The organism is Promicromonospora sp. NFX87, from assembly GCF_048564965.1.
GTDB lineage: Bacteria > Actinomycetota > Actinomycetes > Actinomycetales > Cellulomonadaceae > Promicromonospora.
Genome location: NZ_CP183413.1, coordinates 2,934,382 through 2,954,718, shown reverse-complemented (window position 1 = coordinate 2,954,718; position 20,337 = coordinate 2,934,382). Strand labels below are relative to the sequence as shown.

Here is a 20,337-nt window from a genome sequence, read left to right as displayed (position 1 = left end):
CGAGGGATGAGGCGAGGGACGGTAGCGGCGGGCTCCACCTCGGCCACCCAGCGCAGCATCTACCCGTCGTGGTTCTACCTGCCGGCCGCTGCGCTCTACCTGGTGTTCTTCGCAGTGCCGACGTTCGCGTCGTTCTGGTTCAGCCTCACGCGCTGGACCCTGTTCGACACGGAGTTCATCGGCCTGGAGAACTACGTCCAGTTCTTCTCGGAGCCACAGCTCTCGCAGGGTTTCGTGAACACGCTGGTCTACGGCTTCGTGACGTCGGGCGCCAAGGTGGTGCTCGGGCTCGCGCTGGCCGTGCTGCTCACCTCGCAGCTCGTGGGTCGCGGGTACCTGCGGTCGGTCGTGTTCTTCCCGGTGCTCGTGTCCACCATCGGCGTCGGCATCACGTTCAAGGCGCTGCTCGACCCATTCGACGGCGTCGTCAACACGATGCTCGCCGCGTTCGGCATCGAGGGACCCGGGTGGTTCACCGACCCGAACCAGGCGCTGCTCACGATCGCCGCCGTCGACGTCTGGAAGGGGCTCGGCATCGCGACGCTCATCTACATCGCGGGCATCGTCGCCATCCCGCAGGAGTACTACGAGGCCGCGCGGGTCGACGGCGCGAGCCGCTGGCAGCAGTTCCGCTCGATCACGCTGCCGCTGGTCCAGCCGGCCACGGCGACCGTCATCATCCTGTCGCTCATCGGCGGGCTGCGGTCGTTCGACCTGATCTGGGCGACCACGGGCGGCGGGCCGGGCTTCACCAGCGACGTCATCGGGTCGGTCATCTACAAGCAGTACCAGGCGGGTTTCTACGGGCTGTCCACCGCGGGCAACGTGATCCTCTTCCTGGTCGTGACGGCGGTCATGGTGCCGGTCTCGATGCTGCTCAACCGGAAGGAGGTCGACCGATGAGGCGCACCGGATCCAGAGCCGGCTCCTTGGCCGCGGGCGTCGTCGCCATCCTCGCGTCCGTGGTGGTCTTCCTCGTCCCGTTCGCGTTCATCTTCCTCACGGCGGCCAAGGACGCGTCGGACGCCTCGCGGCTGGAGTTCTCCTGGCCCAAGGACTGGGCGTTCGGCGAGAACCTCGCCGAGGTGCTCGCCACGCGCGACGGGGTGGTCGTGCGGGCCTTCGTGAACAGCACCGTGCTCACGGTCGTCAGCGTCGTGATCATGGTGATCCTCGCGGCGATGGTCGGCTACCTGCTGCAGCGCCGTCGCTCCCGGCTCAACCCCGTCGTGAACTTCTTCGTGCTGGCGGGCCTGATCGTGCCGCCCGCCGTCGTCCCCACGATCTGGGTGCTGCAGCGGCTGGGGCTGTTCAAGACGATGCCCGGCCTCATCCTCATCGAGGCGACGTTCGGGCTGTCGTTCTGCGTCCTGCTGTTCCGCGCGTTCGTCGCGACCATCCCGCGCGAGCTGGACGAGGCGGCGGTCATCGACGGAGCGGGGCCACTGCGGCTCTTCTTCTCCGTGATCCTGCCGCTCCTACGGCCGGTGATCATCACCGTCGTCGTGGTGCAGGCGGTCGCCGTGTTCAACGACTTCACCAACCCCCTGTACTTCCTGCCGGGGGACGAGAACGCCACGGTCCAGCTCACGCTCTACAACTTCCAGAGCCAGATGGTCAGCCAGTTCAACCTGCTGTTCATGGACATCCTGCTGATCACCGTCCCGCCCCTGGTCATGTACATCTTCTTCAACCGCCAGATCGTCGCCGGCATGACGTCCGGCGCGGTCAAAGGCTGAAAGGCTCACCTGTGAACAACGAATCCCCGACGTCGGTCGGCCGGCTGCGCGTCGAGCGCCGCACCGACGGCGACTTCGCCGACAACCCCGCTCCACGTCTGAGCTGGACCGTGGAGTCCACCGTTCCCGGCTGGTGGCAGGCGGGCGCCGAGGTGCGGCTCGACGGCGGACGCGCCGGCGAGCGGGTGGCGCGCCTGGACACCGACGAGTCCCGGTTCGTCGCCTGGCCGTTCGACCCGCTGCTGTCGCACGCCCGGCACACGCTGGAGGTGCGGGTCACGGGCGTCGACGGCGCGGTGTCGCCCTGGAGCGCCCCGGTCACCGTGCGCTCGGTGTTCCTGGCCGACGGCGAGTGGGTAGCGCCGTTCGTGGGGCTCGCCGACCCTGCCGAGGTCGCGGTGCCCGGCCTCCTGCGCACCGAGCTCGACCTCGGCGCAGAGGTCGCCCACGCCACCCTCTACGCGTCCGCCCACGGCGTCTACCAGGTGGAGATCAACGGGCAGGACGTCGACGACGCTGTCCTCAAGCCGGGCTGGACGGCCTACCAGCACCGTCTCGTGCACGAGGCGACCGACGTCACGGCCCTCCTGCGATCGGGGGCGAATGCCGTGGGGGTGCGGCTGGCCGGCGGCTGGTGGACCGAGCGGTTCGGGTTCCACGGCGCGGCCAAGCCGTTCTACGGGGAGCAGCCCGCCGTCGCGGTGCAGCTGCACGTGGTGCTGACCGACGGGACCACCAGGGTGCTCACCACCGGGCCGGACTGGCGCGGCGCCGCGACCGGGCCCGTGGTGACGAGCGGCATCTACGCGGGCGAGCGGATCGACGCCCGCCGCGCCGTACCGGGCTGGAGCCTGCCCGGCTTCGACGACTCGGCGTGGCCCGCCGTCCAGGTGCACACGCCGGCGGACGAACCGGATGCGGTGCCCGAGCCCGCGATCGCCGAGCCCGTACGCCGGGTCGACGAGCTCGCGGTCCAGGACGTCATCACCACGCCGTCCGGGCGGACGGTGCTGGACTTCGGGCAGAACCTCGTGGGCAGGCTCCGCGTGCGGGTCGCGGGGGAGAGCGGCCGGGTGGTCACTCTGCGGCACGCCGAGGTGCTGGAACACGGGGAGCTCGGCGTCCGGCCGCTGCGGGCCGCGGCCGCCACCGACCACCTGGTGCTCTCCGGGGGCGACGACGTCTTCGAGCCCGAGTTCACCTTCCACGGGTTCCGGTACGCCGAGGTCGACGGCTGGCCGGGCGAGCTGGACCTCACCGCGGCGCGGGAGGCGGTCACCGCCGTCGTCATCAGCAGCGACATGCGCCGCACGGGCTGGTTCGAGTGCTCGGACGAGCGGGTCAACCGGCTGCACGAGAACGTGGTCTGGGGCATGCGCGGCAACTTCGTGTCGCTGCCGACGGACTGCCCGCAGCGCGACGAGCGCCTCGGCTGGACCGGCGACATCCAGGTCTTCGGCCCGACGGCGAGCTACCTGTTCGACAGCGACGCCTTCCTCGCCTCGTGGCTGCGCGACGTCGCCGCCGAGCAGGCCGCGCGCGACGGCGTCTGCCCGATCGTCGTGCCCATGGTGCTGCCCTTCGGGGCGAAGCCGGCCGCCGCGTGGGGTGACGCCGCGACCGTCGTGCCGACCACCCTGCTGGAACGGTTCGCCGACCGGCGGGCCCTGGCCGAGCAGTACCCGAGCATGCGGGCCTGGGCCGACGCGCTGCTGGCCGTGGCCGGCGAACGCCTGCTGTGGGAGGGCATGTTCCAGTTCGGGGACTGGCTCGACCCGGACGCGCCGCCGGACGACCCGGCGGGCGCGAAGGCCGATCCCGACATCGTCGCGAGCGCCTACCTGGTGCGCTCGCTCCAGCTCGTCACCGCCGCCGCGCGCGAGCTCGGCGACCCCGATGCCGCCGCGCGGTACGGCGACCTCACGGAGCGGGCCCGGCAGGCGTGGGTCCGCGAGTACACGACGCCGGCCGGGCGGGTGGTCTCCGACGCGCAGACGGCATACGCGCTGGCGATCACGTTCGACCTCGTGGACGAGGCGACTCGGGCGGCGATGGGCGACCGGCTCGCCTGGCTGGTGCGCCGGGCCGGGTACCGCATCGGCACCGGGTTCGTGGGTACGCCCATTATCCAGGACGCGCTCACGGAGACCGGCCATGCCGACGTCGCGGCGCGCCTGCTGCTGCAGACGGGCGTGCCGTCCTGGCTGTACGCCGTGACGATGGGGGCCACGACGATCTGGGAGCGGTGGGACAGCATGCTGCCGGACGGCAGCATCAACCCGGGCGAGATGACGTCGTTCAACCACTACGCCTTCGGCGCGGTCGCCGACTGGCTGCACCGCACGGTCGCCGGCCTGGCCCCGGGCACGCACGGCTACCGCAGGCTGCGAGTGGCGCCTGTGCCGATCGCGGGTCTGGACCGGGCCGCCGCCCGGTTCGAGACGGCCTACGGCATGGCCGAGGCGGGCTGGACGGCCCAGGACGGGCAGCTGGTCGTGCGCGCGGTCGTGCCGCCGAACACCACTGCGGTGGTGGTGCTGCCCGGCGGAGACGAGACCGAGGTCGGCTCCGGCCACCACGAGTGGACGGTTCCCGACCCGCGCGAGCGGGTGGAGCCGCGGGCCGTCACGCTGGGCTCGACGCTCGGCGAGATCGCCGACGACCCGGAGGCCTACGAGGCCGTGCTGGCCGCCGTCGACGCGCTCGGTGCGGAGTGGGGCGGAACCCTGCGCTCCCTCAAGGAGTGGACCGACCAGCGCACCCTGGACGACGAGCTGGTGCGGCTGTCACCCGCCGCGAGGGAACGCCTGCGGGAGGCGCTCGACGGGCTCAACTCCCGGCGGGTGGTGCGGGTCTAGCGGTACCGGTCTAGCAGTGCCGGTCTAGGCGGAGTCCTTGGTGATGCTCCAGCCGCCGTCGACCGGCAGCTCGACCCCGGTGACGTACGACGCCCGGTCGGAGCAGAGATACGTGATCGCATCGGCCACCTCGGACGCCCGGCCCAGGCGTCCGAGGGCGGTCGCGCCCGCCGCGCTCGCCCGGTCCGCCTCGCTCGTGCCGTCCCAGTGCGGCGTGAGAACCGGGCCGGGCAGCACGCTGTTGACCCGCACCGCGGGGGCGTACTCGGCGGCGAGCTGCCGGGCGAGCCCGGTCATCCCCGCCTTCGCCGAGGCATAGGCGGCCCGGCCCGGCAGCCCGAAGCGCGCGTGGACCGACGAGACCATGACTATCGCGCCCCGCCCGGACGCCGTCAGGTCGGGCAGCAGCTCACGCGTCCCGAGGTAGGCGCCCGTGAGCGAGACCCGGAGCTGGTGCTCCCAGCTGTCCAGCGGCGTGTCCTCGAGGGACGCGATCGTGGTGGCGTACGCGTTGTGCACCAGGATCTGCGGCCGGCCCAGCTCCGCCCGGCAGGCGTCGGCGGCGTCGGCCCAGGCGGCCTCGTCGGCGACGTCCGTCACGGACGCGGCGGCGACGTGGCCGGCGTCGCGCAGCTCGTCGCGGAGGTCGAGCACCGTGGGGGAGACGTCCAGGAGGAGGAGCCGGGCACCCTCCTCGGCGAGCCGCCGCGCGGTGGCGGCGCCGATACCCCGGGCGGCGCCGGTGACCACGGCGGTGCGGCCCTCCAGGTCACGCGTCATGGCTGGTCCTCTCGTCGAGCGGCGGTTCACGGGCAGGCTACCCGCGGACACCTTCCCGTTATTACACCTATTGCAATACGTTGACATGGAGGTAATCGTGCTCCTACGCTCCGCTACAGGGTCAGGCCAACGACGGCAGGACCGAGCGGACGACGGACGATGGAGTTCGGACCATGAGCTGGAAGAGCTTTACGGCGACGCTGACGGCGGCCGCCCTCGCACTCGGCACCTTCGGCGGTGCGGTCGGCGCAGCGGCGCCGGCGACCGCCGCGACCCACCGCGACGCGGACGCGGCGATGGACGCCTTCGTGGAGACGTTCTGGGACCCGTCCCGGAACTACTTCTTCACCTACAGCGACCGCCAGATCCACGAGGAGCACGCGCACGGACCCGAGGAGGGCCTGTACACCGACTTCTGGTGGGAGGCGCAGCTCTGGGACCTGGTGATGGACGCCTACGAGCGCACCGGTGACGAGCGGTACCGCGAGATGCTCGACGACGTCTACGACGGGTTCGTCGCGTACTACCCGTCCTTCGAGAACGACTTCAACGACGACCAGGGCTGGTGGGCCAAGGGCTGCGTCCGCGCCTACGAGATCACCGGCGAGGACCGCTACCTCGACTGCGCCGAGGACCTGTTCGCCACCATCTGGGCCGACCAGGACGACACCTACGGCGGCGGCATCTGGTGGCGCAAGTCGGTGCGCGACCAGAAGAACGTGGCGACCAACGCGACCGCTGCCTGGACGGCGGCGTGGCTCTACGAGGCCACCGGCGACGCCCACTACCTCGCCGCCGCGGAGACCCTCTTCGACTGGGTGGACAGCCACCTGCACGAGGACGGCCACGTCTACGACCACTTCGAGGGCGACCCCGCGCGGCTCGTGAAATGGGACTTCACCTACAACTTCGGCACCTACATCGGCGCGGCCGCGCAGCTGGCGTCGGTGACCGGCGACGACACGTACCTCGACAAGGCGACGGCCGCCGCCGACTGGTCGACCGAGCACCTGACGAACGGCGGCACCTTCGTCTCCGAGGGGATCAACGACGGCGGCGGGTTCAAGCCGGTCCTGGTGCGCACCCTCATGACCCTGGTGAACGAGCACGGCCAGGACCAGTACCTGCCCATGCTCCAGGCGAACGTGACCCAGGCGTGGTCGCACCGCCGTCCGTCCGACGACCTCATGGGCCCGAACTGGTCGGCCCCGACCGGCGCCGAGCCGCTGCAGAGCCTGACGGCGGCCGCCGCCGTGTCCGGGCTCCAGTTGGTCACGCCGAACCGGTGGTCCGGTCCCCAGCCGGGCACCGGCATCCACGACGCCGAGAACGGCCGCGCCGTCGGCTTCGGCGCGGAGAGCAGCCAGCCGGGCTTCCTCGGCCGCGGCTACCTCGCGGGCTGGAACGCCGACGGGCAGGCGGTGACGTTTGACGTCGTCACCGCCTCCGGAGGGCCGCACCAGCTCAGGTTCCGCTACGCCGCGGCAGCCGGCGACGCCGTACGCCGCGTGCTGGTCGACGGCATCCCCGTGGCCGACACGCTGACCTTCCCCGGCACGGGCGCCTGGTCCAGCTGGTCCGAGGTGGTGCTCGACGGCGTCCGCCTCGGCGCCGGCCACAACACCGTGACCGTCGAGTACTCGTCGGCCGCGGGGAGCGCGAACTACCTGAACCTCGACCGGATGACGGTCTCCCGGCAGGTGGAGGCCGAGTCCGGGCGCCTGAGCGGCGTCCGCGTCGAGACCACCCGGCCCGGCTTCACGGGGACGGGCTACGTCGCGGGCCGCGACGCTCGCAGCCAGCGGATCGACCTGCCCGTCACCGTGACCAGGCCCGGCGCCTACGACCTCACCCTGCGCTACGCGGCGGGGGCCGGTGACGCGGCGCGGAACGTGCTGGTCAACGGGTCGCGCGTCGGGAACCAGCCGTTCCCGGGTACGGGCTCGTGGGGCGTGTGGGAGACGGTCACGGTGCCCGGCGTCGAGCTGAAGGCAGGCCGCAACACGGTCTCCATCGCTCTCACGAAGGGCCAGGGCGGCGCGAGCCACCTCGACCTCGACCACGTCACCCTGCGCTACACGCTCGGCGACACCGGTCGCAGCACCACGGAAGCAGGATCATGACCAGCACACCTTTCCCGCACGAGGCCCCGCACGAGGCCCTGTACGACCCGGACGTCCTCGCGGACCTCGTCGCCGCGGTGGCCGACCGGCTCGGCGACCGGGTGGCCGACGCCGTCGAGCGCTGCATGGCGGACACGCTCGCCCGGACCATCACCCCGCACCCGGACGGCACGGCCTTCGTGATCACCGGCGACATCCCGGCGATGTGGCTCCGGGACTCCACGACGCAGCTCGCCCCGTTCCTGCACCTCGCGGGCGCCGACCCCCGGCTCGCGGACACGATCGCGGCCGTCTCGCGGCGGCAGCAGGACTCGATCCTGCACGACCCCTACGCCAACGCGTTCAACGACGGCCCGACCGGGGCCGGGCACCGCGACCGCACGGGAGAGCCCGGCACCGGCCAGTCGCCGTGGGTGTGGGAGCGCAAGTACGAGATCGACTCTCTCGCCTACCCAGTGCAGCTCGCCTACGACCTGTGGCGGATCACCGGTCGCACCGACCACCTGGCGCGGTTCGGCGAGGTGGCGCGCACCGTCGTCGACCTGTGGCGTACCGAGCAGCGGCACGAGACGTCCCCGTACGCGTTCGAGCGGACCGACTGCCCGCCGTCCGACACCCTGGTGCGGGCCGGGCGCGGCCCCGAGGTCGCGTTCACGGGCATGACGTGGGCGGGCTTCCGGCCCAGCGACGACGCGTGCCGCTACGGCTACAACGTGCCGGGCAACGCGTTCGCGGTAGTGACCCTCGGCTACCTCGCCACGCTGGCGACCGAGGTGCTGCACGACGCCGTCCTGGCCGGCGACGCAGCTGTCCTGCGCGCGGACATCGAGCGCGGCATCCGGGTGCACGGCGTCGTCCCCGGGCCGTCGGGCGAGCCGGTGTACGCGTACGAGGTCGACGGGCGCGGGGGAGCGCTCCTGGCCGACGACGGCAACTCGCCGAGCCTGCTGTCCCTGCCGCTGCTGGGCTGGTGCGCCGCCGACGACCCGCTCTACACCGCGACCCGCGCGATGATCCTCAGCGACGCGAACCCTTACTACTACAGCGGTTCGCCGGCGTCCGGGATCGGCAGCCCGCACACGCCGGAGCGGCACGTCTGGCCCATCGCGCTCGCGATCCAGGGGCTGACCAGCACGGACCCGGACGAGCGCCGGGAGCTGCTGGACCTGATCCTGGCGACGGACGCCGGGACGGGCGCGGTCCACGAGTCCTTCCACGTGGACGACCCCGCCGTCTACACGCGCGAGTGGTTCTCCTGGGCGAACGCGATGTTCTGCGAGCTCGCGCTGGAGACCGCCGGGCTGCGCACGTACCGGCGTCCGCGATGAGCGCCGCCGTGAGCGGCACCCGCCGTCAGCAGACCATCAGCGCGTGGATCTTCCTCGCCGTGCCGGTGGCGCTGTTCGCGGTCTTCCTGCTGCTGCCGGTCGTCATGGCGATCGGCCTGAGCCTCACCGACTACGCGGTGATCGGCGACTTCGAGTGGGTGGGCCTGGCCAACTACGCGCGCATCGTCGACGACCCGATCTTCTGGGTGGCCGTGCGCAACACCGCGCTCTACACCGTGCTGTACGTGCCGGCCGGGGTCCTGGTCGCGCTCGGCACCGCGTTGCTGCTCAACCGCAGCAGCCGCACCTCGCGCGTGTTCCGCACGCTGTTCTACATCCCGGTGGTTTCCTCGACGGTCGCCACCGCGGCCATCTGGTTCTGGCTGCTCAACCCGCAGTACGGCCTGCTCAACGTGGTGCTCGGCTGGTTCGGCATCGACGGTCCGGCGTGGCTGTACGAGTCCCGCTGGGCGATGATCGCCATCGTCATGATGAGCGTCTGGGCCGGGTTCGGCGCCAACATGATCATCTACCTCGGCGCGCTCCAGGGCGTGCCGGGCGAGCTCGTCGACGCGGCCCGGGTCGACGGCGCCGGGGCGTTCCGCGTCTTCTGGCACGTCACGCTGCCGTCCATCTCGCGGGCCACGTTCCTCATCCTCACGCTGCTCCTGATCGCCGCCTTCCAGGTGTTCGACCAGGCGTACGTGCTCACCAAGGGCGGGCCGGGCAACTCGACGCTGACCCTCGTCTACTACATCTACGACCGCGGGTTCGGCCGCCTGGAGATGGGCTACGCCTCGGCGCTCTCGTTCGTGCTGTTCCTCGTCATCCTCGTGTTCTCGGTCGCCAACGCCCGTGCCACCGGACGGGAGCGGGACCGATGAGCGCGCAGGCCCGCAGGGTGCTCGGCCGGTCCGTGTGGACGCTCGCGGTGGTGCTGATCAGCCTCACCACGGTGATGCCGCTGGTCTGGACCCTGTCGACGTCGCTCAAGCCGGAGGGCGAGATCCTCTCGTCCTACCTGCAGCTCGCCCCCGAGAACCCGACGCTCGCCAACTACGTGACCCTGTTCACCGACGGCCCGTTCGGGCAGTACCTGGCAAACTCGGCGATCATCGCGCTCGGCGGGGTCGCCACCAACCTGTTCTTCGGCGGCCTGGCCGGGTACGCGCTGGCCAAGCTGAGCTTCCGCGGCCGCGGCGTGGTCTTCTCGCTGTTCCTCGGCTCGATGATGGTGCCGGGCATCATCACCATGGTCCCCACCTTCCTGGTGCTGCGCCGGTTCCCGCTGGTCGGCGGGAACGACCTCTTCGGCGAGGGCGGCGCGGGCTTCATCAACAGCTACGGCGCCGTGCTCATCCCGTTCGCCGCCGGACCGTTCGCCGTCTTCTTCATGCGGCAGTTCTTCCAGGCGCTGCCCGACGAGCTCGGCGACGCCGCCCGCATCGACGGCGCGAGCGAGTTCCGCATCTTCTGGAACATCTACCTGCCGCTGGCCAAGGCCGGCCTGGCCGTGCTCGGCGTGCTCACGTTCCAGGCCGGCTGGAACAGCTTCCTGTGGCCGCTGATCGCCCTCAACGACCCGGAGATGCTCACCGTCCAGGTCGGCCTGGCCGGATACGTCAACGAGTACCAGACGCAGTACGGGCCGCTGCTCGCCGGCACGATCCTCGCGAGCCTGCCCGTGCTGGTCGTCTTCATCTTCGCCCAGCGCTACATCATCGAGAACTTCGCCCACACGGGGACGAAATGAACGTCCGAGAAACTCTGCAAAGGAGCAGCGTCATGAAGCGTGCGACACGAATGGCCGGGGCACTCGCCGCGGCGGCGGTACTGGCCGGGACCCTGAGCGCCTGCGGCGCCGCGGCCGACGGCGGTTCGGGCGGCGGCCCGGAGGAGGTCACCTTCTGGGGCTCCTGGTCCGGGGACCAGGCCAAGCAGCTCCAGGCGCAGGCGGACGCCTTCAACGAGTCCCAGGACGAGTACGAGGTCAAGTACGTGGGCCAGGAGCTCGTCGAGGAGAAGCTGCTCACGGCGCTCGCGTCCGGCAGCGTGCCCGACGTCGTCCTGTGGGACCGCTACAACACCCCGCTGTACGTGCCCAAGAACGCGCTGGCGCCGCTCGACGAGTACATCGAGGCCGACGGCGTCGACACCGCGCAGTTCTACGACCAGGCGATGGGCGAGCTCGTCGTCGACGGCGGGACCTACGGCCTGCCGCTGCTGGTGGACAACCGGTCCCTCTTCTACAACACCGACCTCCTGGGGGAGGCGGGCGTCGAGCCGCCGACCGACTGGGACGGGCTCAAGGCCGCCGCCGAGGCCGCCACCCAGCGTGACGGCGACAAGCTGAGCGTCGCCGGTTTCGCGCTGGACGACCCGGGCCTGTTCAACATCTGGCTCAAGCAGGCGGGCGGCCAGATGTTCAGCGACGACGGCGCCACCACCGCGTTCAACAACCCGGAAGGCCTCGAGGTGCTCGAGTTCTGGCAGAGCCTGCTGGACGCGGGCGTGTACGAGCCCGGCTTCGGCGAGGGCGTCGACTCGTTCGCCGAGGGCAAGCTGGCGATCAAGTACGACGGGCCGTGGGCGCTGACCGCGCTGGACGAGGCCGACGTGGACTACGGCATCGTGCAGCCGCCGGTGGGCCCGGACGGCGACCAGGGCGCGGGCATGGGCGGGTTCGGCCTGGTCATCCCGGAGGGCGCCGAGAACCCCGACGGGGCCTGGGAGTTCATGAAGTGGTGGACCACGCAGCCGGCCAACGGCGTCGACTTCGCGAAGATCTCCGGCTGGATCCCCGCGAACATCGAGGCCGCGAACGACCCGTACTTCACCGAGGACGACCGGTACCAGGCCTTCATCGAGACCATGGAGTACGCCGAGGTGCGCTCCAACATCCCCGGCGCCTCCGACGTCGAGGGCAAGGCGCTCATCCCCGCGCTGGAGAAGTTTCTCGGCGGCGAGACCGACGCGCGGACGGCGCTGGCCGAGGCCCAGGAGCTCGGCGACCGCATCCTCGCCGACAACGCGCAGTGACCCGGACCCCGCAGTGACACCGACCCCGCAGTGACCCAAGGAGCCACATGACGACCCCGAACCCCTGGCCGGACCGCGCCGACCTGGCGCAGCGCAGTCTCGACCACTTCTTCGGCACTGCCGAGCCGCAGCTGCTCGACAACACCTACCCGGTCGGGGACAACTCGACGTTCAACTACTGGTGGCTCGCCCACGTCATCGACGTGCGCCTCGACGCGTTCGAGCGCACCGGGGACAACGTGTGGCTGACGGCGGCGGAGGCGACGAGCGCCAACCTGCGCGCTCGCAACGACGGGTCCCTGTTCAACGACTACTTCGACGACATGCTCTGGTACGCGCTGGCCCTGGAACGGCTGGCGCGTGCCACCGGGCGCCAGCAGCCCCTGGACGACGCCCGCGCCCTCTGGGAGCACGTCGTCGAGCACGGGTGGAACGAGACGCTGGGTGCGAGCGTGGCGTGGCGCAAGCAGCAGCTGTACTACAAGAACACGCCGGCCAACGGGCCGTTCGTCATCCTGTCCGCCCGCCTGCACCAGCACGACCCCGACCCGCGGTACCTGGACCACGGCACCGCGGCGTTCGACTGGATCGCCGCGACGCTCGTGGGGCCCGACGGGTTCGTCGAGGACGGCATCAACCGCGAGGGCGACGGCCGCGTCGACACGCAGTGGCGCTTCACGTACAACCAGGGCCTGTACATCGGGGCGGCGGTGGCGCTCGACGCGGTGGTGCACGAACCGGAGCTCATCGCCCGCGCGCTGCGCACCGCCACGACGGCGCTGCGCGAGCTCGCGCCGGACGGCGTCGTCGGCAGCGAGGGCGGCGGGGGAGACGAGGGTCTGTTCAAGGGGGTGCTCTACCGCTACCTGGGCACGCTCCTGGGCCGGCTCGGCACGACGTCGCCCGACGCCGGCCCGCTGGTCGAGTTCGTCCGTACGAGCACCGACCGGCTGTGGGAGACGAGCCTGCGGGACGGGTACCTGCTGGCGGGCGGTGACTGGCGCCGTCCGGCCGAGCTGCCGGTGTTCTACTCGACCCAGCTGAGCGCGGTCATGGCGCTCGAGCTGCGCGCGTCGCTCGAGGCGCGGTGATGACCCGCCGCATACGGTGGGCCATGCTGGATTCAGCGGAACCATTGGTCATACTGATTGGCCACGTCCGATCGGTGAAGGGGCATCAGTGAGCCAGCCGCTCTACCTCGAGGTGTACGAGAAGCTCCGTGACGCCATCCATGCGGGCACCTACGGTGTCGGCGACCGGATGCCCGCAGAGGCGGAGCTGACCAGGCAGCTCGGGGTCAGCGCCATCACGCTCAAGCGGGCGATGGACCTGCTGCGCGCCGACGGCTACATCACCCGCCGGCCCCGGCTGGGCACCGTCGTCGTCAGCGAGACCGCCACGAACGCCGTCAGCACCGGGAGCGGACCCACCCCGCTGATCGGCTGCGTGCTGACCGACTTCGACGACACCTTCGGCACGCGGGTGCTGGCCGGGCTGCTCGACGCGTCCAGCACCGTCGCGAACCTCGTCGTCAAGCGGAGCCTCGGCAACCGCGAGGCGGAGGACGACATGGTGCGGGCGCTGGTCGCCGACGGCGTCCAGGGGCTGATCCTCGAGCCGAGCTCGTCGCAGTACGTGCCCCCGGCGGTGCTCGAGCTGATCACCCAGTCGTTCCCGGTAGCCATCGTGGACCGCGTGTTCGACGGCGTCCCGGTGTCGTCGGTCTGCTCCGACAACGTCTCCGCGGGCCGCCAGGCCGCCGACGTCCTCTTCGCCTCCGGATACGACCACGTCGGCCTGGTGTCGGCGTCGAGCACCGTCTCGACGGTGCAGGACCGGCTCGACGGCGTCGTCGCCGCGCACGCGACCCGCCACATCCCGTTCGACCCGGCGCACCAGTTCCGCCAGGTCCGTTCCACGGTCCCGGGCAGCGGCGTCGCGCCCGACGACGACATCGCCGAGCTCGAGAAGTTCCTCGCGACCAACCCCGACCTGACGGGCCTGGTCGCGACCGAGTACAACATCGCCGTCCTGCTGCGCGAGGCCGCGCAGCGGGCCGGGCGGACCGTCCCCGGTGACCTCGGCATCGTCTGCTTCGACCACCCGGACGCGTTCTACGACAAGGCGCGCTACCGGTTCACCCACATCCGGCAGGACGAGTCGCGCATGGGGCACGAGGCGGTGGACCTCGTCCTCGCCCAGATCCGCGAGGCCGGACAGGTCACCAAGGTCACGCTGCCCACCGAGCTGGTGCCGGGCAGCTCGACGCGCTGAGGCCGCTGCTCGCTCAGAACGGTGGCTCGTCGGATTGAGCTCGGCCCGTCGCGTGGGTAGCGGCGGTCGAGCCGCCCGAGTCCGGACGCATCTACGGATCAGAAGGGTGGTGCGTCTGGGTGGGCGTGGGCCGTTGAGCCGGTCGGGCTCGCCGAGTCGGTCGGGTGGTTCGGTACAGAGCCCGGTTCGGTGGTGGCGTAGGTGCGGGGTAGGCGTTGTCCGGTCAGGGCGCGGAGGGACAGGTCGTGGCTGGTGTCGGGGTCGATCTCGTCGAGGTCGATGTGGGTGTCGAGCACGGTGGGTGGTCGGGTGTGGGTGCGGCCGGTGGGTGTGGTCCAGGTCGTCATCCCGGTGTGCGGGTCGCGGACGATGTTCCAGCCGGCGTGGGTCTTGAGGAGGTGGTGCTTGCGGCACAGGGCGTGCAGGTTGTGGGCATTGGTCTGTCCCCGCCCGGTGGTCGCGCTCCCCAGGGTGTTCTTGCGGTTGCTGGTGTCTTTTGCGTCGTTGTGGTGGTGGTCGAAGGGTTGGATGTGGTCCAGGTCGCACCGCTCGGCCGGGGTGTCGCAGCAGGGAAAGGTGCACGTGGCATCCCTGGCCTCGATCGCGCCGCGCAGGGTCTTGCCGGGTTGGTAGGTGGTGGTGGAGTAGTCCCGGAGGATCCCGGTGGCGGGGTCGGTCAGCAGGCGTTGCCAGGTCGCGTCGGTCGCGATGATCCGTGCGGTCTCGGCGGGGATGGGCCCGAAGCCGGTGAGGTGCCCGGGGGTGTTGTCCAGGCCGAGCAGTGCGGTGGCGGGGATCGTGACTCGGACGACGGGGCGGGTCGGGATGATCCGTACCGGTCGCACGATCTCCTGCACCACTTCCTGCACGGACGGGCGGCCACCGCAGGTGCAGACCCGCGTCGATCCGTCCTCTGCTCCGGTCTGTGTGTCCGTGGTGCTCCCTACGTCTGCAGTGGTCGTGGGGCCGGTCGCCGTCGCCGTGTCAGTTGCGGTGCCGGAGCCGGTTGTGCCGGAGCCGGTTGTGCCGGAGCCGGTTGTGTCGGAGCCGGTTGTGTCGGTGGTGTCGGGGTTGGTGTATCGGTCGGCGGGTAGGAGGCGGCCGGTGATGATCCCGGTCAGGGAGTCGGCGCGTAGCTGGCTCAGGGTGCGTTCCTCGCCCGTGACGTGGCGTAGTTGGTGGGCCATGTCGTCCACGACGCCCCAGACGGCGGCGGCGTCCACGGCCGGTAGGTACGCGGATAGCCAGCCCATGTCGTTCTCTGCCCGGTCGACCTGCACGCTGCGGCGTTGTGCTTCGGCCTGTGCGGTCGCGGAGGCGCCGTGCAGGTTCTTCGCGAACGCGAGCATCCGGGCCTGTAGCCATTTCCATGTTCGTGCCGGTGCCTGGGGCAGGAACCGGCGGATCGCGTCGGCGCGTTCCGTGACCGTCAGCCGGGACGCGCAGCGCAGCAGCGTGTGTGCCTTGCGGGTATCGATCCTGCCTTGGAGCAGGGCGGTGATCACGGTGGGGTGCTGGGTGCCGGACTCGGCCCGGACCACGACCTCGGTCGCTTCCGGGGCGGTGACCACGAGCTCGCCCGTGACCTGTCCGACCAAGGAGTTGTGTGCCAGCGGGTGGGTCTCGCGTGCGGCGCGTTCTGCTACGACCCGTGCCTGGACACCGGCTACCCAGGACTGCAACCGGCTACACGCGACGACCATGTCGGCCAGGGCCTCGTCGGACAGGTCAGCCAGGACACTGAAACCCACACCCGCACCACCGCCCACACCCGCACCGCCCATGGCCGTGTCACCGTTCGTGGTCTCTCCCGCGTCTGTGTCCGCGCCGATGTGCGCAGAGGTGGTGGTGTTCGGGGGCATGCCGATCTCCAGGTTCCCGTCTACGTCGAGAGCCTCAGCGACCACGCGCGCCAGCCGTGCACCGGGCGCTTCCTGCAACGCACGGCGCAGGACGTCCTGCGGCCAGAACGCGACCGGCACGACCTCCGGAGGCCAGTCCGGCGCGATGTCCCCCGACATGTCAGGCGACATCTCAGGCGGCATCTCAGACGACACGCCAAGCGGCATCTCGAATGGCGGCCCCGCGTCAGGGAACGTAGCGGGCATCCGGTCGTGAAACGGTCCCTCGTGCATTCCGGCCCGCCTCCTCACGTCGTGCTGCTCAGCACCCATGTCTATCCACCCCCTCCAAACAACAAACTATCCCTACTGCCCGATTGCTGCGGACGTTTGTTCGACCCATCCCTCGCCTCTGACGCCCACCCGAACATCGCCATCCGTAGAAGGACGGGCGGACGTGGATCCCGCCTGCATCACCTGTCGACGGACGGGTGCATTTAACCCTTTGCTCCTATATGTTTGGTATGAATCCAGATGCAACGTTGCGCCTGGGGGAGGAGCTCATCGATGACGATGCTGCGTCGCATCCGCCTTGTCCTGATCAGCCTCGCCGTGGTCGCCGGCCTGCAGCCGGTGGTCGCGGTGCAAGCCGCCCCACCTCCCGGAGATCCGGCGACCGCCGGCTCCACCGAGGTCGCCCGCGCCCGGGTCGCCACCGAGGTGCTGCTGGACTCCTACGACGAGGAGAAAGCCTGGTTCCCCTCGAGCTGGTGGAACTCCGCGGTCGCCCTGCAGACCATCGGCGACTACATGGAGCGCACCGGGGACCGGAGCTATCTCGGCGTGCTGGACCACAGCTTCGAGACCAACAAGGGACCGTTCCCGGCCGGCGAACGCTCCACCGACGAGATCTACGGCAACTTCACGAGCCGTGCGATCGACGACGCCGGCTGGTGGGCCCTGAACTGGGTGACCGCCTACGACCTGACCGGTGACCAGAAGTACCTCGACATGGCGGGCACCATCGCGGACTTCATGCACGGGTTCTGGGACCCGAGCACGTGCGGCGGCGGGATCTGGTGGAACGAGGAGCGCACCTACAAGAACGCCGTCACCAACGGCCAGTGGATCCGGCTGACGGCCGAGCTGCACAACCGCATCCCCGGCGACACCGCCTGGCTCGACCGTTCCCAGGAAGCCTGGGACTGGTACGCCGCCAGCGGCCTGATCAACTCCGAGGGTCTGGTCAACGACGGGCTGACCGACGCCTGCGCCAACAATCGCGACACGGTGTGGAGCTACAACCAGGGCCTCGGCATCGGCGCGGCCCTGGAGCTGTACCGGGCGACGGGTGACGCCGAGCTGCTCGCCGCCGCGCGGCGCCTGGCCGACGCGGCGCTCGACTCTGACGCGCTGACGACGGACGGGGTGCTGACCGAGTCCTGCGATCCGCTCGGCCGCACCTGCGACGACAACCAGAAGCAGTTCAAGGGCATCTTCATGCGCTACTTCACGGAGCTGGCCGACGCCACCGGCGACGCGCGCTACGCGCAGTTCGTGGACCGGCAGGCGGAGACGATCTGGGCGAACGACCGCGACTCCGCCGAGCGGCTCGGCCTGCGCTGGTCGGGGGCCGGCACCACGGCTTCGCCGAACGTCTTCGACTGGCGCACCCAGGCCAGTGCGCTCAGCGCGCTGATCGCCGACGTTCCGCAGGACGCCCCGAGCCGGTCGCTGTCCGCGACGATGTCGCCGACGCAGCTGGTGGTGATGCCGAGCCGGGGCGCCACGTCGTCAGCGCGGACCGAGGTGGAGGTGGCCGCGACGTCGGAGGGGCGCCGGCCCGTGCGGGCGGACGTAAGGGTGAGCGGTCCGCGCGGCTGGACCGTGGATCCGGCCCGCAGCCGGGTCCGGCTGGTCCCGCCGGGCCACGGCACGCCCGCGCGGGCGAGCATCCCGCTGGACGTCACGGTGCCCGCGAACGCACCGGACGGCAGCTACCCGCTCACCGTGACCGTCACGGCGAGTCCCGGCCTCAGCTACACCACCCGGGTCACCATCCAGGTGGCGAGCACCATCGACTTCGACGCCGGGTCGACGCAGGAGCTCGCCTGGCTCTGGGACGCGGGCGGCTCCGGGCTGAGCCACGTCGGGAGCCGGTTCGCGGACGGCACCAGCCACTTCGTTTACCGGTTCCCGTTCCCCGCCGAGGCCACGTCGGCCGAGGCGACCCTGACCATCGACAACCAGTACGTCGTCCAGGTCGGGCCCGACGGCGAGAGCTGGACCACCGTGCTGACGGAGGACGAGCCGATCAGGGACAGCTCCAACAAGGCCGACCACACCCTCGACCTGACGCCTCATCTCGGCCCGGACAAGGCCGTGTACATCAGGGTGACCGACGCCTTCCCCGAGGACGGCTGGGGCGGCGGGGTCTACCACGTCGCCGCGGAGTTCGGCACGTCCTGACTGACCTGGCCGCCATCCGGTGGGCCCCGGCGACGGGCCCCCGGATGGGGTCAGGCCGCCTGGGGCGCCGGGTGGCCCGCCGGGTCGGCCGGGTCTGCCGGTCCGGACTGCACGGTCGGCACGGGATCCCCGCTCGGCGCAGTTTCCACCGGTCGGACGCAGTCCAGCGCGTGCACCAGCATGTCCGGCGTGATGCCGTCGCGTACGTCGTCCTGCTCCAGGGCGGTCATGACCTGATCGGCCGCCACGCGGACCGGGACGTTGGCCTTGTCGGCGGCGTCGAGCAGGATCTGGGCCGCCTCGTCGTCGTCGACGCGCTTGGCCACGACCACGAAGCTCTTGGCTCGCTCGATCATCGCCTCGCCCACGAGGGCCGGTGAGACGACATCGTCCACGCGGCTCGGGGAGCTGGTGTCGGGGTCGAGGCCGCCAGCGGCATCGTCGGCGAAGGTGGTTCGAGTCTCGTTGAATCGCATGTGAACCTCCCAGATCCGCTGCGGACCGGGAGCCGCTTCATGACTCCGACATCCCGAGCATAGAGCACTTCGGACGATTCGGACAGGCCCTCATCGCTCGCGGATATTGGGCAGTATGGGGGCATGACCGAATCGGATGTCAAAACAGCCGTCGCCGAGGTCGAGGCGCAGGAGGCTGAGCTTGTCCTGACCACGTTCACGCATGAGGAGGCCTGGCGCCTGGGTTCCCGGCTCGTCGAGCTGGCGACCGAGCGAGACCTGCCCGTCGTCGTCGACATCCGCAAGGGCACGCAGCAGGTGTTCCACGCGGCAATGCCGGGCACGACGCCCGACAACGACTCCTGGATCAAGCGCAAGGTGCGGGTCGTCTACCGGTTCGGGGCGTCCTCGTACCTGGTGGGGCTGCGGGCCAGGGCGAAGGGGGTCGACTTCAACGCCGACCACGGCCTGCTGTTCCAGGAGTACGCCGCGCACGGCGGAGCCTTCCCGGTGCGTGTCGCGGGAGTGGGCATCGTCGGCGTCGTCACCGTGTCCGGCCTGGCGCAGCAGGACGACCACGCCCTCGTCGTCGAGGCGCTGCGGGAGCTCGCGGCGTCCTAGCCGGCGGCGTGGCCACCGGTCGTCGGCCTCAGGCGATCACGACGTCGACCACCGCTGGTTGTCACCGGCATGGCAGTCGTAGACGATGACGGGCGTCGCGTTCTCCGTGCCCGCCCCTGAGACGTCCAGGCACAGACCCGTCGCGACGTTGCGCACCGTGCCGTCGGCCTGCGGGGCCCACTGCTGGTTCGCGCCGCCGTGGCAGGTCCAGACGGCGACGGCGGTGCCGGCCGCCCCGCCGCTCTGGTCGTCCAGGCACATCGTTCCGAGGGCGCGCAGCTCTCCGGAGCTGGACACTGTCCACTGCTGGGCCGCGCTGCCGTTGCAGTCGTAGATCTGCAGGGCGGCGCCGTCGACGGGGGCGCCCCCGGGCACGTCGAGACACCGTCCGGACGCGGAGCCCTGCACCGCGACGACCGTCGGCTCCGGGGGAGCCTCGCTCGGGGTGGGCGACGGGTCCGGGCTCGCGGAAGCCTCGGACGGGCTCGGGCCCGGCGCGTACGCCGTCGTGCCCTGGGCAGGGCTCTGCGTGGGCGCGCTGCGCGGATCGGCGACGTCGCGGGTCAGCACCCAGACCGTGCCGATCACCGCCGCGAGCCCCAGCAGGACGGCGAGCACCCACACGAGTACCGCCACCGGCACGCGCCGGCGTGGTGCGACCTGGTCGTACACCCTCACGTTTCCTTTCGTGCCCGACGGCGTCCCGGGCCGACGGCGCCACCGCCCGCCGGAGTCAGCATGGACGAGCCGCACCCTACTGGGTCGCGGGCACCGCCTGACCCGACAGGGGGTTGCCGACGACTGTAGATT

Annotated in this window: 16 protein-coding genes; 12 read left to right on the top strand and 4 right to left on the bottom strand. The window is 70.9% G+C overall.

The window, feature by feature from the left end; genetic code table 11:
* Positions 1-6: 6 nt before the first annotated feature.
* The 3 genes from ACNYC2_RS13255 to ACNYC2_RS13245 are packed head-to-tail and all read left to right on the top strand — an operon-like array spanning position 7 to position 4,597.
* Positions 7-903: a carbohydrate ABC transporter permease gene (locus ACNYC2_RS13255; protein ID WP_419707466.1), complete on the top strand. Its 897-nt coding sequence runs from the start codon at positions 7-9 to the stop codon at positions 901-903.
* Positions 900-1,739, top strand: a complete 840-nt coding sequence (locus ACNYC2_RS13250; protein WP_419707465.1) for a carbohydrate ABC transporter permease — start codon at positions 900-902, stop codon at positions 1,737-1,739. Before ACNYC2_RS13255 ends, ACNYC2_RS13250 begins: the two co-directional genes overlap by 4 nt.
* Before the next feature lie 11 nt (positions 1,740-1,750).
* A complete protein-coding gene (locus ACNYC2_RS13245; protein ID WP_419707464.1) occupies positions 1,751-4,597 on the top strand; it encodes a family 78 glycoside hydrolase catalytic domain in 2,847 nt (948 codons plus the stop codon).
* 24 nt (positions 4,598-4,621) lie between these two features.
* Here the strand turns inward: ACNYC2_RS13245 and ACNYC2_RS13240 are convergent, their stop codons facing one another.
* Positions 4,622-5,377, bottom strand: coding sequence for an SDR family NAD(P)-dependent oxidoreductase (locus ACNYC2_RS13240; protein ID WP_419707463.1), 756 nt, complete (start codon positions 5,375-5,377; stop codon positions 4,622-4,624).
* A 173-nt stretch (positions 5,378-5,550) separates the two neighbouring features.
* On the opposite strand from ACNYC2_RS13240, the gene ACNYC2_RS13235 reads away from it, so the two are divergent.
* The 7 genes from ACNYC2_RS13235 (at position 5,551) to ACNYC2_RS13205 (ending at position 14,141) form a co-directional block, all read left to right on the top strand.
* Positions 5,551-7,500 carry a glycoside hydrolase family 76 protein gene (locus tag ACNYC2_RS13235; RefSeq protein WP_419707462.1) on the top strand — a complete coding sequence of 650 codons (1,950 nt, stop codon included), beginning with the start codon at positions 5,551-5,553 and terminating at the stop codon, positions 7,498-7,500.
* Positions 7,497-8,828 (top strand): glycoside hydrolase family 125 protein, encoded by a 1,332-nt coding sequence (locus tag ACNYC2_RS13230; RefSeq protein WP_419707461.1) that lies wholly within the window; start codon positions 7,497-7,499, stop codon positions 8,826-8,828. Before ACNYC2_RS13235 ends, ACNYC2_RS13230 begins: the two co-directional genes overlap by 4 nt.
* A complete protein-coding gene (locus tag ACNYC2_RS13225) occupies positions 8,825-9,712 on the top strand; it encodes a carbohydrate ABC transporter permease (RefSeq protein WP_419707460.1) in 888 nt (295 codons plus the stop codon). The genes ACNYC2_RS13230 and ACNYC2_RS13225 overlap by 4 nt, the downstream gene beginning before the upstream one ends.
* Positions 9,709-10,581, top strand: coding sequence for a carbohydrate ABC transporter permease (locus ACNYC2_RS13220; RefSeq protein WP_419707459.1), 873 nt, complete (start codon positions 9,709-9,711; stop codon positions 10,579-10,581). Before ACNYC2_RS13225 ends, ACNYC2_RS13220 begins: the two co-directional genes overlap by 4 nt.
* 32 nt (positions 10,582-10,613) lie before the next feature.
* Positions 10,614-11,867, top strand: coding sequence for an ABC transporter substrate-binding protein (locus tag ACNYC2_RS13215; protein ID WP_419707458.1), 1,254 nt, complete (start codon positions 10,614-10,616; stop codon positions 11,865-11,867).
* Positions 11,868-11,914: 47 nt separating this feature from the next.
* Positions 11,915-12,958 carry a glycoside hydrolase family 76 protein gene (locus tag ACNYC2_RS13210; protein WP_419707457.1) on the top strand — a complete coding sequence of 348 codons (1,044 nt, stop codon included), beginning with the start codon at positions 11,915-11,917 and terminating at the stop codon, positions 12,956-12,958.
* A gap of 88 nt (positions 12,959-13,046) precedes the next feature.
* The gene (locus ACNYC2_RS13205) at positions 13,047-14,141 is read left to right on the top strand and encodes a GntR family transcriptional regulator (RefSeq protein ID WP_419707456.1); all 1,095 of its coding nucleotides are present in this window, start codon (positions 13,047-13,049) and stop codon (positions 14,139-14,141) included.
* Positions 14,142-14,239: 98 nt separating this feature from the next.
* On the opposite strand, the gene ACNYC2_RS13200 is transcribed toward ACNYC2_RS13205, so the two are convergent.
* The gene (locus ACNYC2_RS13200; RefSeq protein WP_419707455.1) at positions 14,240-16,174 is read right to left on the bottom strand and encodes an HNH endonuclease; all 1,935 of its coding nucleotides are present in this window, start codon (positions 16,172-16,174) and stop codon (positions 14,240-14,242) included.
* 375 nt (positions 16,175-16,549) lie between these two features.
* On the opposite strand from ACNYC2_RS13200, the gene ACNYC2_RS13195 reads away from it, so the two are divergent.
* On the top strand, positions 16,550-18,451 hold the full coding sequence (locus tag ACNYC2_RS13195) for a glycoside hydrolase family 76 protein (protein ID WP_419707454.1): 1,902 nt from the start codon (positions 16,550-16,552) through the stop codon (positions 18,449-18,451).
* Between the two features lie 50 nt (positions 18,452-18,501).
* Here the strand turns inward: ACNYC2_RS13195 and ACNYC2_RS13190 are convergent, their stop codons facing one another.
* Positions 18,502-18,927 (bottom strand): ANTAR domain-containing protein, encoded by a 426-nt coding sequence (locus ACNYC2_RS13190; RefSeq protein ID WP_419707453.1) that lies wholly within the window; start codon positions 18,925-18,927, stop codon positions 18,502-18,504.
* A gap of 123 nt (positions 18,928-19,050) precedes the next feature.
* Between ACNYC2_RS13190 and ACNYC2_RS13185 the strand changes: the two genes are divergently transcribed.
* Positions 19,051-19,527, top strand: coding sequence for a heme-degrading domain-containing protein (locus ACNYC2_RS13185; RefSeq protein WP_419707452.1), 477 nt, complete (start codon positions 19,051-19,053; stop codon positions 19,525-19,527).
* Between the two features lie 36 nt (positions 19,528-19,563).
* On the opposite strand, the gene ACNYC2_RS13180 is transcribed toward ACNYC2_RS13185, so the two are convergent.
* A complete protein-coding gene (locus ACNYC2_RS13180; RefSeq protein ID WP_419707451.1) occupies positions 19,564-20,205 on the bottom strand; it encodes a ricin-type beta-trefoil lectin domain protein in 642 nt (213 codons plus the stop codon).
* Positions 20,206-20,337 lie beyond the last annotated feature (132 nt).

What these genes read in the sequence shown, in the direction of transcription:
- ACNYC2_RS13255 (WP_419707466.1), top strand. Translation starts at nt 7, where the DNA reads ATGAGGCGAGGGACGGTAGCGGCGGGCTCCACCTCGGCCACCCAGCGC.
- ACNYC2_RS13250 (WP_419707465.1), top strand. Translation starts at nt 900, where the DNA reads ATGAGGCGCACCGGATCCAGAGCCGGCTCCTTGGCCGCGGGCGTCGTC.
- ACNYC2_RS13240 (WP_419707463.1), bottom strand. Translation starts at nt 5,377, where the DNA reads ATGACGCGTGACCTGGAGGGCCGCACCGCCGTGGTCACCGGCGCCGCC.
- ACNYC2_RS13235 (WP_419707462.1), top strand. Translation starts at nt 5,551, where the DNA reads ATGAGCTGGAAGAGCTTTACGGCGACGCTGACGGCGGCCGCCCTCGCA.
- ACNYC2_RS13230 (WP_419707461.1), top strand. Translation starts at nt 7,497, where the DNA reads ATGACCAGCACACCTTTCCCGCACGAGGCCCCGCACGAGGCCCTGTAC.
- ACNYC2_RS13225 (WP_419707460.1), top strand. Translation starts at nt 8,825, where the DNA reads ATGAGCGCCGCCGTGAGCGGCACCCGCCGTCAGCAGACCATCAGCGCG.
- ACNYC2_RS13220 (WP_419707459.1), top strand. Translation starts at nt 9,709, where the DNA reads ATGAGCGCGCAGGCCCGCAGGGTGCTCGGCCGGTCCGTGTGGACGCTC.
- ACNYC2_RS13215 (WP_419707458.1), top strand. Translation starts at nt 10,614, where the DNA reads ATGAAGCGTGCGACACGAATGGCCGGGGCACTCGCCGCGGCGGCGGTA.
- ACNYC2_RS13210 (WP_419707457.1), top strand. Translation starts at nt 11,915, where the DNA reads ATGACGACCCCGAACCCCTGGCCGGACCGCGCCGACCTGGCGCAGCGC.
- ACNYC2_RS13200 (WP_419707455.1), bottom strand. Translation starts at nt 16,174, where the DNA reads ATGTCGCCTGACATGTCGGGGGACATCGCGCCGGACTGGCCTCCGGAG.
- ACNYC2_RS13195 (WP_419707454.1), top strand. Translation starts at nt 16,550, where the DNA reads ATGACGATGCTGCGTCGCATCCGCCTTGTCCTGATCAGCCTCGCCGTG.
- ACNYC2_RS13190 (WP_419707453.1), bottom strand. Translation starts at nt 18,927, where the DNA reads ATGCGATTCAACGAGACTCGAACCACCTTCGCCGACGATGCCGCTGGC.
- ACNYC2_RS13185 (WP_419707452.1), top strand. Translation starts at nt 19,051, where the DNA reads ATGACCGAATCGGATGTCAAAACAGCCGTCGCCGAGGTCGAGGCGCAG.